9 protein-coding genes and 1 pseudogene are annotated in these 14,045 nt (G+C 64.7%); 1 reads left to right on the top strand and 9 read right to left on the bottom strand.

Annotated features, from left to right (window positions below):
* Positions 1-6: 6 nt before the first annotated feature.
* Positions 7-1,647, bottom strand: coding sequence for a citramalate synthase (cimA, locus tag WG924_RS00420; RefSeq protein WP_345930854.1), 1,641 nt, complete (start codon positions 1,645-1,647; stop codon positions 7-9).
* 339 nt (positions 1,648-1,986) lie between these two features.
* On the opposite strand from cimA, the pseudogene WG924_RS00415 reads away from it, so the two are divergent.
* Positions 1,987-2,149, top strand: a pseudogene (locus tag WG924_RS00415) (transposase); the annotation flags it as partial.
* A 103-nt stretch (positions 2,150-2,252) separates the two neighbouring features.
* Here the strand turns inward: WG924_RS00415 and WG924_RS00410 are convergent.
* The 8 genes from WG924_RS00410 to gor all read right to left on the bottom strand — a co-directional run bounded on the left by WG924_RS00410 (position 2,253) and on the right by gor (position 13,968).
* On the bottom strand, positions 2,253-3,434 hold the full coding sequence (locus WG924_RS00410) for a DUF1501 domain-containing protein (RefSeq protein WP_345930852.1): 1,182 nt from the start codon (positions 3,432-3,434) through the stop codon (positions 2,253-2,255).
* 21 nt (positions 3,435-3,455) lie between these two features.
* Positions 3,456-4,793, bottom strand: coding sequence for a DUF1800 domain-containing protein (locus WG924_RS00405; protein WP_345930851.1), 1,338 nt, complete (start codon positions 4,791-4,793; stop codon positions 3,456-3,458).
* A gap of 172 nt (positions 4,794-4,965) precedes the next feature.
* Positions 4,966-6,357 carry a cysteine--tRNA ligase gene (gene cysS, locus WG924_RS00400; RefSeq protein ID WP_345930850.1) on the bottom strand — a complete coding sequence of 464 codons (1,392 nt, stop codon included), beginning with the start codon at positions 6,355-6,357 and terminating at the stop codon, positions 4,966-4,968.
* Between the two features lie 172 nt (positions 6,358-6,529).
* A complete protein-coding gene (gene gltX / locus WG924_RS00395) occupies positions 6,530-7,885 on the bottom strand; it encodes a glutamate--tRNA ligase (RefSeq protein ID WP_345930849.1) in 1,356 nt (451 codons plus the stop codon).
* 73 nt (positions 7,886-7,958) lie between these two features.
* The gene (locus tag WG924_RS00390; protein ID WP_345930848.1) at positions 7,959-9,626 is read right to left on the bottom strand and encodes an NAD+ synthase; all 1,668 of its coding nucleotides are present in this window, start codon (positions 9,624-9,626) and stop codon (positions 7,959-7,961) included.
* 56 nt (positions 9,627-9,682) lie between these two features.
* On the bottom strand, positions 9,683-10,813 hold the full coding sequence (locus tag WG924_RS00385) for a nicotinate phosphoribosyltransferase (protein ID WP_345930847.1): 1,131 nt from the start codon (positions 10,811-10,813) through the stop codon (positions 9,683-9,685).
* Between the two features lie 113 nt (positions 10,814-10,926).
* On the bottom strand, positions 10,927-12,321 hold the full coding sequence (locus WG924_RS00380; protein WP_345930846.1) for a class II 3-deoxy-7-phosphoheptulonate synthase: 1,395 nt from the start codon (positions 12,319-12,321) through the stop codon (positions 10,927-10,929).
* A 297-nt stretch (positions 12,322-12,618) separates the two neighbouring features.
* Positions 12,619-13,968, bottom strand: a complete 1,350-nt coding sequence (gor, locus tag WG924_RS00375) for a glutathione-disulfide reductase (protein WP_345930845.1) — start codon at positions 13,966-13,968, stop codon at positions 12,619-12,621.
* Positions 13,969-14,045 lie beyond the last annotated feature (77 nt).

The following is a 14,045-nucleotide window of genomic DNA, read 5'->3' as shown; positions in this document are numbered from 1 at the left end:
GGTCGCTCAGGCTCCCATATCCAGGGCCGCCGCGGCATCGGCCGCCGCCGGCACCGACACGCCGGCCTGAAACAGCCGATAGGTGATGCCATCGGCCAGTGCCTCATAGGACGCATTGACCACATTGGCCGACACGCCCACCGTCGACCAGTGATGGCCGGCGGTATCGGCGCTTTCGATCACCACCCGGGTGACCGCATCGGTGCCGGTGCCGTCGGGCGCCGACATGATCCGCACCTTGTAGTCCACCAGCCGGACATCGCGCACCCCCTGATAGGTCTGGGCGATCGCCCGGCGCAGCGCCGTATCCAGCGCGTTGACCGGGCCGTTGCCCTCGGCCACCGCCATGATCGGCACGCCGCCCACGGTGATCTTGATCGTGGCTTCAGACAGGGTCACCAGCTCGCCACGGGCATTGTAGCGGCGTTCGTCGATCACCCGGAAGGATTGCAGGCGGAAATATTCCGGCACCTCGCCCAGCGCCCGGCGGGCCAGCAGCTCCAGGCTGGCCTCGGCGCCGTCATAGGCATAGCCGACATGCTCATTGGCCTTCACCTGCTCCAGCAGCCCCGGCAGGCGCCGGTCATCGGCCGCGACCTCGATGCCGATCTCGGCCAGCCGCACCAGAAGATTGGCCCGGCCCGACTGGTCCGATACCAGCACATGGCGCCGGTTGCCCACCTGTTCCGGCACCACATGCTCATAGGCGCGCGGATCCTTCAGCACGGCGCTGGCATGCAACCCGCCCTTATGGGCAAAGGCCGCCGCACCAACATAGGGTGCATGGATATTCGGCGCGCGGTTCATCCGCTCGTCGAAGGCGCGGCTGACGGTCGTCAGATGGGTCAAGCCCGCCTCGTCGAGGCCGGTGGTATAGCCCATCTTCAGCATCAGGGTCGGCAGCAGGGTCACCAGATCGGCATTGCCGCAGCGCTCCCCCAGCCCGTTCAGCGTGCCCTGGATCTGCCGCACCCCGGCGCGCACCGCCGCCAGACTGTTGGCCACCGCATTGCCGGTGTCGTTGTGGCAGTGAATGCCCAGGCGGTCACCGGGGATCAGGGTCGTGACATGGCGGACGATCTCGTCGATCTCGTGGGGCAGCGTGCCGCCATTGGTGTCGCACAGCACCACCCAGCGCGCGCCGGCGGCATAGGCCGCCCCGATCGCCGCCAACGCATAATCGGGATTGGCCTTATAGCCGTCGAAGAAATGCTCGGCATCGAACATCGCCTCGGACTTCACCCGCGCCGCATGGCCGATGCTGTCGCCGATCATCCGCAGGTTTTCGTCCAACTCCACGCCCAGCGCCACGGTGACCTGGAAATCCCAGCTCTTGCCGACCAGACAGGCGGCCGGCACATCGGCGCCCAGCACCGCGGCGAGCCCGGGATCGTTCTCGGCCGACCGGCCGAAACGCCGGGTCATCCCGAAGGCTGAAAACCGCGCCCGGGTCAGCCGCGGCAGATCGGCGAAGAACGCATCATCGGTCTGGTTCGCACCCGGCCAGCCGCCTTCGATATAATCGATGCCCAGCTTGTCCAGTTCGCGCGCAATACCCGCCTTGTCGGCTGCCGTGAAATCGACGCCACGGGTCTGCGCGCCGTCGCGCAGAGTGCTGTCATACAGATAGATGCGCTCACCGGACATTCCTGTGTGATCTCCGTCGCCGCTGACCAGTTTGTTGCGGATAGGAATACCATTCCGGTCGCGCCGACGCTAAACAGAAAGGGAGTATTCCGTGCACAAGGGTGGCGTTCTCCGGCACATTTCTCCCGCAATGCCTTTAGCCATCTGTCGTCGACGGCGGTGCGGGGCGTGGTAGGCCAGCCATCGGCTGAGGGCCATCCACACCCGCAAATTGGAACGCAGCCAAGTTGGTGGACATGCAAATAGCCAGTGGAGCCACCGCATACCTATGCGTTGGCCTGTTCCCCGCGACTATACTCAATTTGAGATAGGAATCGTCTCAGGAAGAAGACGGACGGCATGAAACGCAGCCGGTTCAGCGAAGAGCAGATCATCGGCATCCTGAAGGAGCAGGGAGGCCGGCGAGTCGACGGCGGATGTGTGCCGCCGTCATGGAATTTGGAGCGCGACCTTCTACAAGTGGAAAGCCAGATATGGCGGATTGGAGGTGCCGGAGGCCAGGACTAAGCAGCTAGTACCAACCGTGGAGAGAGCGCGCGATCTATAGGAACGGCTACGAATATAACGACGCAAATTGACGTCGAGCCATCGAACAAAGACGCCTCTCAGCTTCGGAAAAGCCCGTCGACAGCTTTGACCTTTTCGCTGCCCGGAAATGCCACCTCGCTAATCACCCTGTCCGGCACTCCCAGTTGTTCGCGGAGAACAGCCTTCATTAGAGCCCGTGTATCAGTCGTCGGAGCAAGGTCACGTTTTTCGTACAGAGCCGTCAACGATAACCCCGGCCAATCGGAAACAACACGGCCACCAGCCACCGTTCCTCCGGCCAGCATCGCAAGCCCGCCTGTGCCATGGTCTGTACCGGCACTGCCGTTCATTGCTACCGTCCGACCGAATTCACTGACCACGAGGATGGTCGTGCCCGCCCAGATATTATCTGACAACTGGCCACGCAGTGCCAGTAGGCCATCGCACAGGGCCAGGACCGCCTGCGAAAGCCGCCCGCTTTCAAGACCCTGGCCGTGGTGAGTATCCCAACCATCGGTTGATATGACTGCAATCGTCGGTCCGCCATCTGCCATCAGAAGCTGTCCCGCTGTACCGAATGCGCGTTGCGTTACAGAAGAGGCCCCACGCTGCGAACTCATGGCTCCGTCAATAAGACCTGCAGACCGTCGGATGTCGGGGCCAAATGCAGACAATCTGCTGTCGTGATCATAGATCATGGCAAGGCGCTCTAGAAGATTCTGATCAGGAACACGGGTCCGCCCAGGCGACCACGTCATGACATTTTTGCCGCCGGACAAAACTGCGGGAACACCACCGCCAATTGCCAGTGAGCGTGGTCCGCCTTCCATCGCATTCAGCGTGCGAGCCAGCCAGCCATCACTGACGCGCTTTGGATCGTCACGCCCGGATTCCAGAACAGCCTGAGCATCAAAATGAGAGCGCTCTCGATACTGCGACGCAACAGCATGCACAAATAAGAGTTCCTTGGCCCGATACCACGGCTCGAGGCTTGCTAGTGCCGGATTCATGGAGAATCGGTCATCAAGGGCAGTCAGGCGCTTTGGGTCAAATGCTAGGGCGTCACGCATCGTGGCATAATCTGGATCACCCACAGGTGGAATAATACCCAGTCCGTCAGCAGCGCCACGCAATATAATCAATACGAATCGCCGCTCGGGTTCTGGACCGCGCGCCGCGAATGTTAGCCGTGCAGTCAACGGTAGAGAGGCCATTGCTGCAATGCCGGAAAGAAATGCTCTTCGATTCGTCTCGAACATCGTTCTGTCCCAGATAACTGGTCAGCGAAAACTAAATTGCGGCGACGCCGCCAAGAGCGCAATTGCATCTGCCTGCGACGGCGCACCGGCTATTGCTCGCCCTGCCTCTTCATTCTCATTCATGCCCCACAGTGCTATCAGCACGCGCACGTCAGTATCCGCAGGCAGATCGGATGCGATCTTCCGTCCCCATGCGGCCCGCGCGATGACCGTCTCAGGGGTGAGCCATGCAGACGCGGCTTCCGGCCAGCCCTGAGGGGAGCGGGCTCCATAGATCTTTTGGCCAAGCTGAGTGATTGCAACCTGAAGACCAGGCGCCGCCGTTTCGCCGTCAACACCAATCAGTCGAGCGAGCGCAACCGCCCAGTCTTCAGGGGGAAGAGCTTTGGTACGCTGTGGTACCCAGGATCCGGGATGCTCGATAAGCGCCTGTGTAACGGCTCTCAGATCGCCATCCGTATCGATAAACCGCTGTTCAAGGGCATTGACCAGGTCATCAGGTGGGATATCCGACACGAAGTGCGTCACCAGTTTGCGCGCAATGTGACGAGCAGTTTTTGGCGATGCAGCGAGGATGTCGAGTGCGGCCCTCACCTCGTCTTCGCCACTCTCCACAATCTTGCGCCCCAGAAGCTCCTTGTCGCCAGGTTCATGCCAACCGGCCACAAAGCGAAACTCCATCGCATCATCCGCCGTAACGGAAGTGGTACTCCACCCGGTAAGTATCTTGGCAAGGCTAATAACGTCACGCTGGGTGTAGCCGCCTTCAACACCAAGAGTATGAAGTTCAAGAAGCTCGCGTGCTAAGTTTTCATTAAGTCCTTTACTCGATGTCTTGCCGGTGACGGAATTCGGACCGACCGAGACAGTGTTATCCAAATAAGTCAACATCATCGGGTCGCTGACAACCGCCCCCAGCATAGTGCGAAACCGTCCAAGTATATGGGGTCGGATTGAGCGATTTTCATAAATGTCCGCCACGCCAACCACGCCACCGACAAGCGTGGAAATCGTAAAGTGGCTGAACCAAAAATGAACTAATCTTTCTTGAAGAGGAAAAGAAGAATCAATCGCAGCAGATATTCTAGCCTGGGCAATCTTTTCATTAAATTGCCAACGCAGGACACGCCGCGCCTCCAGTTCATCGTCTGTTTTATTGTCTGGCCCGCGCTTACTGGAAAACAGATCAATGCGTTCTATAAAGGGTGGAAGACCAGCAAAGCTCGCCGGTGTCGAATTCACGGATACAAGCTGGCGATCAAGCCAGCCTCTGGGGTCCGCATCAACAGCGTCCGTCTGATCCGGCGTCACACCGCAGCCAAAACGAGTCATCGCGGTAATAGTGTCTTCTCTAGGCATCCGAGATCGCCTCCAGAGTGGTCAGACAACGCCGCCGGCGGCCACCCCCAAGCCAAGCGTCGCGTGAACACAGCCAGCTTACAACTGCCCTAGTGACGTCGTAATGTCGAAACGATGTCAAACGCCGAGCGGGATTAGCTCGGACGCGGTTCCGCGATCGGACAGCTCTGCCTCAGCCGCGCTTCCAGCGGGTGCCATCCGGCCCGTCCTCCAGCACCACGCCACGAGCTTTCAGGTCGTCGCGGATCTGGTCGGCGGCCTTGAAGTCGCGATTGCGGCGGGCATTGATCCGATCGGCGATCAGCCGCTCGATCTCGGCCGCGTCGACCTCGCTCGCGCCATCGCCGGCATTGCCGCCATGGAACCAGTCTTCGGGTTCGTGGCGCAGCAGGCCCAGCGCATGTCCGGCGCCCAGGATGCGGGCCTTCAGCATCGCGCGTTCCGACCGGTCGGTGCTGCGATTGGCCTGCCCCACCCATTCATGCAGATGCATCAGCGCCAGCGGCGTGTTCAGGTCGTCGTTCAGCGCGTCGAGCATGTCGTCGGGGATCGTGCGGCAATCGCCGTCCGGCTCGATATCCGCCACCATCCGCAGAGTGGTGTAGAACCGGTCCAGAGTCAGCTTGGCGTGTTCCATGCCGTATTGCGACCAGTCCAGCGGCCGGCGGTAATGGGTCTGCAGCATCAGCAGGCGCACCGCCTCGCCCGGCACATGGCCCAGCAGGTCGCGGACGGTGAAAAAGTTGCCGAGCGATTTCGACATCTTCTCGCCATCAACATTGATGAAGCCGTTATGCATCCAGTAGCGCACGAACAAGGCGCCGTCATGGGCGCACTGGCTCTGGGCGATCTCGTTCTCGTGATGCGGGAAAATCAGATCCTGCCCGCCGCCATGGATGTCGAAGGTCTCGCCCAGATGCGCCTCGGCCATTGCCGAGCATTCGATATGCCAGCCCGGACGACCGCGGCCCCAGGGGCTCATCCAGCCGGGCTGATCGTCGGCACTGGGCTTCCACAGCACGAAATCGGCGGCATCGCGCTTGTAGGGCGCCACCTCGACCCGGGCACCCGCCACCATCTCGTCGCGGTCGCGCCGCGACAATCCGCCGTAATCGGCCATCGAGGGCACGCTGAACAGCACATGCCCCTCGGCCTCATAGGCATGATCCCTGGCCATCAGCCGGCGGATCATGTCGATCATCTGCGGGATATGGTCGGTCGCGCGCGGCTCGATGGTGGGCGGCAGCGCGTTCAGGGCCGCCATGTCGTCGTGGAACATCTTTGCCGTCCGCGCGGTCAGCGTCTCGATCGCCTCGCCGCTGTCATGGGCGCGCTGGATGATCTTGTCGTCGACATCGGTGATGTTGCGGACATAGGTGACGCGCGGAAAGCTGGCCTTCAGCAGCCGGTACAGGGTGTCGAACACCACCACCGGGCGGGCGTTGCCGATATGCGCCCGGTCATAGACCGTGGGGCCGCAGACATACATCCGCACATGGGCGGGGTCCAGCGGCTCGAAATCTTCCTTGGCACGGGTGCGGGTGTTGTAGACGGCAAGCGCCATGGTGGCTCGTCCTCGGGGCAGGCGATCAAAGACCGGCGAACGGCGGAGGCGCCGGACGAATGAATGGGGTGGCGGGCGTTGGCGCCGGATGGGGATCGCCGGGGCGGATCCGCAGCCGTCAGGCCGTTCCGGACGGTCAGGCCATTCCGGGCACTCAGACCATTCCAGGCACTCAGGCAGCCTCGCCGCACAGCCGCGCCAGCACACGGGCGCGGCCGATCATCGGTAGCAGCTTTTTCAGTTCCGGTCCATGCTCCGAGGCGGTCAAAGCCAGTCTGAGCGGGCGGAAAAGCGCCTTGCCCTTCACCCCGGCGCGGATCTGCACCGCCTTGGTCCACGAGGCCCAGCTAGCCGCGCCCCAGGGCTCGTCGGGCAGAGTGTCGCGGGCGGCGGCCAGCACCGCGCGGCTGGTGTCGTCGTCCAGGATCACCGGATCCACCGGTCCCGCGACCACCCGCCACCAGGTGGCGGCATCGCCGAACCGTTCCAGATTGCCCGAAACCGCATCCCAGAAGGCCCGTGCCATGGCGTCCGGCACGCCGATCGCAGCCAGGCGGGGGGCTGCGGCAGCGGCATCGGCCAACCGTAGCTGGCGTGCGTTCAGCAGCAGCAGTTCCGCCGGGTCGAACCGCGCCGCGGCCCGGCCGAAGCGGGTGATGTCGAAGCCTGCCACCAGCGCCGCCAGATCCGGGGCCGGCTCCACCGCATCCGAGGTGCCGAGCCGGGCCAGAAATGCCGCCACCGCCATTGGCTCGATACCGTCATCGCGCAGATCGCCGACCGCCATCGACCCGATCCGTTTCGACAGCCCCGCCCCCGCCGGATCGAGCAGCCATGCCAGATGCCCGAAGCGCGGTTCGCCCGCGCCCAGCGCATGGAATAGCTGGATCTGCGCGGCCGTGTTGGTGATGTGGTCCTCGCCCCTGATGACATGCGTGACGCCGGTCTCGGCATCATCGACCACGGTGGCCAGCGTATAGGTGGGGGCGCCATCGGCGCGGATCAGCACCGGATCGGACAGCGAACCGGCATGAACCTCGATCCGGCCCCGGATCATGTCGTCCCAGGCGGTTTCGCGGTCATCCAGCCGGAAGCGCCAATGCGGGCGCCGGCCCTCCGCTTCCAGTGCCCGCCGGTCATCGGCGGTCAGCCGCAGGGCGGCACGGTCATAGACCGGCGGCCTGCCGGCGGCGAGTTGAGCCTTGCGGCGGATGCCCAGCTCCTCCGGCGTCTCAAAACAGGGATAGAGCCGGCCGCTCGCGACCAGACCATCAAAGGCCGCCGCATGGCGATCGGCCCGGCCGGTCTGACGGAAGCACTCATCCGCCGCAAGCCCCAGCCAGTCCAGATCGGTCAGAATACCCTCGACATGGATGTCCAGGCTGCGATCGCGATCGGTATCATCGATCCTGAGTTGCATCAGGCCGCCGGACTGGCGCGCATACAGCCAGTTGACCAGTGCCGTGCGCGCATTGCCGACATGGAGCCGGCCGGTGGGTGACGGCGCGAAGCGGGTCTTGACGGTCATCAGGTCGGGTACTCGATCATGCAGTCTGGGCATGCAGTCTGGGCTGCAGCCGGGGCGAGACGCGGAAGAACGGTCAGGCGCGGTCGCGGAATTGATTGGTGATCGGATAGCGCCGGTCGCGTCCGAAGGCCCGGGGCGTGATCTTCACACCCGGGGGTGCCTGGCGCCGCTTATATTCCGCCACATACAGCAACCGCGCGATCCGGTCGACCTCGTCGCGGTCGAAGCCCTGCTCGACCAGCACCCGGTGCGGCAGTTCCTTCTCGACCAGCCCTTCAAGGATCGCGTCCAGGCGCTCATAGGGCGGCAGGCTGTCCTCGTCCTTCTGGTCCTCGCGAAGTTCGGCCGATGGCGGCTTGCTGATCACCCGTTCCGGCATCACCGGCCCGTCGGGGCCAAGCGCGCCCTCGGGCCGGTTGCCGTTGCGCCAGCGCGACAGCTCGAACACCGTCAGCTTATAGACGTCCTTCAGCACCGAATAGCCGCCGCACATATCGCCATACAACGTCGCATAGCCGACCGACATCTCGGATTTGTTGCCGGTGGTCAGCACCATGTCGCCGAATTTGTTGCTCAGCGCCATCAGGGTCACGCCGCGGATGCGCGACTGGATGTTCTCTTCCGTCACGTCGGGGCCACGGTCGCCGAACACCGGCGCCAGCATGGTCGAAAACGCCTGCACCGCCGGCTCGATCGGAATTTCATCCAGGCGGACGCCGGTCAGGCGCGCGCATTCGGCCGCGTCGTCCAGGCTGTCACGGCTGGTATAGCGCGACGGCATCATCACCGTCCGCACCCGGTCCGGTCCCAGCGCATCGACCGCCACCGCCAGCGACAAGGCGCTGTCGATCCCGCCCGACAGGCCCAGAACCACGCCCGGAAACCCGTTCTTGTTGACGTAATCGGCCAGCCCCAGGGTCATGGCGGCATAGATCGCCTCCAGCACCTCGGGCTCGGGCGCGATCTCGCCGGCCTCGGCACAGACCTCGCCGGCTTCCGACCGCCGGATACGGGCCAGAATCGACCCGCTCACCCAGGCCGGCGCCTGCACCTTCAGCGACCCGTCGCGATCGAGCATGAAGGACGCGCCGTCGAATACCAGTTCGTCCTGTCCGCCGACCAGATTGACATAGGCCAGCGGCAGGCCGGTCTCGTGAATGCGGGCCACCGCGTGCGCCAGGCGCTGGTCGCGCTTGTCGACCTCATACGGGCTGCCATTGATCACCAGCAGGAATTCGGCGCCGCTTTCCGCCAGGCATTCGGCGCTGTCGGCGCGCCACATATCCTCGCAGACCATCAGCCCGACCCGCCAGCCGCGGATCATCACCGGCCCGGCCGGCGGGGCCAGATCGAACACCCGCACCTCGTCGAACACGCCGTAATTGGGCAGCGCATGCTTGCGCACCACCCCGGTGATCCGGCCATCGTCCAGCACGAAGGCGGCGTTGTACAGCCGGCCATCGTCATCGGCCAGCGGTGCCCCCACCACCATCGCCGGCCCACCATCGGTGGTCGCTGCCGCCAGCCGGTCCAGGTTCTGGCGCACGGCGCGCATGAAGGCGGGCTTGCGCACCAGATCTTCCGGCGGATAGCCGACCAGGGCCAGTTCCCCGGCCACACAGATATCGGCGCCCTGTTCCGCAGCACGCCGGCGTGCCTCCAGCAAGCGCTCGGCATTGCCGTCGACATCGCCGACCACGGGGTTGATCTGGGCCAGGGCCAGGGTCAGAAGCTGGGTCATGATCGGATACCGATATCAGATGTGTGTGCCGGCGGAACGGGCGATATCCGGGCGCGTCACCGACGCGGGCGACGCGAGGGCAGCAGGAATTCGCGGCCGACCTTCACGCTCTCGCGCCCGTCATAGGACACGATATCGGCAGTGGCATAGGTTTCGCTCCACTTCTCAGGCAGGAACGACCCGGTGCCGACCACGTCGATCGGGGCCTCGACGCTGCCCATCACCCGGCATTTCTCGGGGCCGAAGCCGCTTGAGGCCACGATCCGCACCTTGTCGAACCCGGCGTCGTCCAAAGCGTTCCGCATCTGGAAGATCGCCGCCGCCGAAACCCCCGGCCCCAGCAGCCATTTCAGTTCGGTCTCGCTGCGATAACGGCGGATCGCATCCGGACGGTTGCGCTCCAGCGCTTCATAAGACAGCGCCGGATCGAGCCCTTCGAGGAAGCGGCCGCCATGCGTGTCCAGGCGCACCGACAGCTTGCCCGCTGCCGCCATTTCGGGGAAACGCCGGCAGACGGTCAGCGCATCGGTGATTTCCGCGCCATAATAATCGACCAGCACGGTCAGCGCATCGCCGGGGAAGGTGTCGACGAACATTTCGGCCGCCCGCAGCGTCGATCCGGCATAGCCGATCAGGGCATGGGGCATGGTGCCGAAGCCATGGGCATTGCCGAAATGCACCGCGGTTGCGTCGGTCGCGTTGCCGACGAAGCCCACGGCCCCCTCGGCCTGGGCGGCGATCGACCCGACGCTGGCCGCATAGGCCATCATTTCGGCCATTTCGGCACCGGCGCAATGGCGGGCATCCATGGCCAGGAACGCGGCCCTGGGCAGTGCCACCGCCATGCTCCAGGCGTAATAGGCGGCAACGCAGGGTGCGCCGATCCGCTGAAGATACACCGTCTCCAGTTCCACCAGCGCCGACATCGGCCCGGTCAGATACATCAGCGGCTCGCCGGCGCCGACCCACGAGCCTTCTTCGTGGCATGGCTCGATATTGATCTCCACCCCGCGCAGCCGCGCCATCGCCTCGATCCAGTCGATGGCAAGCTTCAGCGTCGCCAGCACCGGGCGGCGCATGAACACGGCATAGGTCACGCTGCGGTCGCCGAAGCGTTCGACGATCCGACGCGTCCGCTTGAAGTAGACGTCGGTATAGGCGGCGACGAAGTCGTTGCTCGCGGGCATGCGAAGCCTCGGCGGTTCAGTGCCTTCTGCGGCAGGATCCTGAAAGGACGGGGCGGCCGCAGCGGTGTCGCTGGCGGCCGCTTCCGGCACAGGGCCGGGCCCGACCCGGTTGGTCACCGGACGCCACCGGCAGCGGCGACGGCCGCCTGCGGCAGCCCCAGACGTTCGCGACGCAGGGCATCGGCGATCTGGAAAGCCAGCTCCAGGCTTTGTTCGGCATTCAGGCGAGGATCACAATGGGTGTGATAGCGATCGGCCAGACCATACTGGTCCAGCGCGCGCAGGCCGCCGACGCATTCCGTGACGTCCTGACCGGTCATCTCGAAATGCACGCCGCCGGCATGGCTGCCCTCGGCCTGATGAACGGCGAAGAAGCTGCGGACTTCCGACAGCACCCGGTCGACCGACCGGGTCTTGTAACCGGTTTCGGTCTTCATGGTGTTGCCATGCATCGGATCGCAGGACCACACGACCTTGCGGCCCTCCCCCTCCACCTTGCGCACCAGCGCCGGCAGCTTGTCGCCAACCTTGTCGGCGCCCATGCGCACGATCACGGTCAGGCGCCCGGGCTCGTTTTCCGGGTTCAGCACGTCGATCAGCCGCAGCAATTCGTCCGGGTCCATCGACGGCCCGGCCTTCACGCCGATCGGATTGCTGATCCCGGCCAGGAACTGGACATGCGCCCCGCCGAGCTGCCGGGTGCGGTCGCCGATCCACAGCATATGGGCGGCACAGCCATACCAGTCGCCAGACGTGCTGTCGACGCGGGTCAGCGCCTGTTCATAACCCAGCAGCAGGGCTTCGTGGCTGGTGAAGAAATCGGTCTGGCGCAGTTGCGGCGCGGTCTCGGAATTGACCCCGCATGCCGCCATGAAATCGAGCGCATCGGAAATCCGCTCGGCGGTCGCCCGATAGCGTTCGGCCTGTTCGGATCCACCGACAAAGGCCAGGTTCCATTTGTGCACCAGATGCAGATCGGCGAAACCGCCCTGGGCAAAGGCCCTGAGCAGGTTCAATGTCGCCGCCGACTGGTTATAGACCTTCACCAGCCGGTCCGGATCGGGCCGGCGGGCGGCCTCGTCGAACTCGATGCCGTTGACCATGTCTCCGCGATAGGACGGCAGCGACACGCCATCGCGCACTTCCATGTCGTCGGAGCGCGGCTTGGCGAACTGCCCCGCCATCCGGCCCACCTTCACCACCGGCATGCCGGCGCCATAGGTCAGCACCACCGCCATCTGCAACAGCACCCGGAAGGTGTCGCGGATGTTGTTGGGGCTGAATTCGGCGAAGCTTTCGGCGCAGTCGCCGCCCTGCAGCAGAAAGGCGCGGCCCTCGGCGACACCGGCGAGCTGCGCCTTCAGCCGCCGGGCCTCACCGGCGAAGACCAGCGGCGGATAGCCTGCAAGCTCGGCCTCGACGCGGGCAAGATGCGCCGGATCGTCGTAGGTGGGCTGCTGCTTGATCGGCAGCGCGCGCCAGCTTTGCGGGGTCCAGTTGGCAGGCATCGGGTGCAGGTCCTCGCGGGCGTCGGGATCGGCGGACCGATCGGAAGAGACGACTTGTGGTGTAGGCAGGATGGGACGCACAGGTACCGGTGGATGACACGACCGTGCATGACGCGATCTGCCCGGCACGGGTACCGCCATGCCGGGTCAGGAACCTATACCGCCGCACCCCTTGCTTTTCAAACAAAAGGCGGGTGCGGCAGCCAAAACCGGCGGCAGATGATGTCGCAACAATCGGCGCCGCAAACCATCACCTCACAAAATATCCACCCCGCCATATTGTGCGGTGCGGAAAGATCAGTCCGTCGCCGGCGCGCGCATGGTGACGAATTCCTCCGCGGCACTGGGATGCAGCGCGATCGTCTCGTCGAACTGCTTCTTGGTGGCGCCGCAGGTGATCGCCACCGCCAGCGACTGGATGATCTCGGCGGCGTCGTCGCCCACCATATGGGCACCCAGAACCCGGTCGCTGGCCGCATCCACCACCAGCTTCATCAGAATCCGGGTCTCGCGGCCGGTCAGGGTGTGTTTCATCGGCCGGAACCGCGCCCGGAAGATCCGGATCGAGGCATACATCCGCCGCGCCGCCTCTTCGGTCAGCCCCACAGTGCCGATCTGCGGCGTGCAGAACACGGCCGTCGGCAGGGTGTCGTAGCGCAGCTTATAGCCATTGTCGTTGTACAGCCGCTCGGCCAGCGACCGCGCCTCGGCAATGGCGACCGGCGTCAACTGGAATCGGTCGGTGACGTCGCCGACCGCATGGATCGACCGGATATGGGTCTCGAACCTGTCATTGACCACGATCGCGCCGTTGTCGCGGGTGTGGATGCCGATCGCGTCCAGCCCCAGCGCGGCCGTATTCGGCACCCGGCCGGTCGCGAACATGACAAGGTCGGTCTCCAGCACCTCGCCCGAGGTCAGGGTGACCGCAAATCCCTCGGCCAGCCGGTCGATGCGCACCGGCTCGACATGGCGACGGAAATCGATGCCGCGCGCCGCCATCTCGCCGGCCACCGCCTCGCGGACATCGCCGTCGAAGCCGCGCAGGATCTGCTCCGAGCGCAGCACCAGCGTGGTCGCGGCCCCCAATGTCGACAGGATGGAGGCAAATTCCGTGGCGATATAACCACCGCCGATGATCACGATCCGCCCCGGCAGTGCCGGCAGGTCCAACGCCTCGTCCGAGGTGATGACATGCTCGATCCCGGGGATCTTGGGCAGATAGGGGTGGCTGCCGGTCGCGATCAGGATGTTCTCGGCCGTGACGGTCCGGCCGTCCACCTCGACCTCATGGGGGCCCGTCACACGGCCGCGGCCGCGCAGCACGGTCACGCCGGAATTGGCCAGCATCTGTTCATAGATGCCTTCCAGCCGCACCAGTTCGCGATTCTTGGTCTCGATCAGGCGCCCCCAGTCGTGGCGCGCGCCGTCGATCGTCCAGCCGAAGCCCCTGGCATCCTCGATCTCGTCGCGGAACCGCGCGCCATAGACCAGCAGCTTTTTCGGCACGCACCCTCTCAGCACGCAGGTGCCGCCCACCCGGCCCGCCTCGACGATGGCGACGCGTGCGCCATATTCCGCCGCGCGGCGGGACCCCGCGACGCCACCCGAACCGGCGCCGATGGTGAGCAGGTCATAATCGTACATAGGTTTGCGTCTCCTGGTGCGTCCGGTTGCGGGATGGCGGCGTTCAGGGCCCGCCCGCCGGCTGCATGTGCAGGCCG

It is taken from the genome of Tistrella arctica (genome assembly GCF_039630945.1).
In the GTDB taxonomy this organism is placed as follows: Bacteria; Pseudomonadota; Alphaproteobacteria; order Tistrellales; family Tistrellaceae; genus Tistrella; species Tistrella bauzanensis.
Note: the sequence above shows the minus strand (reverse complement) of the source record. Positions and strands in the feature narration are given on the sequence as shown.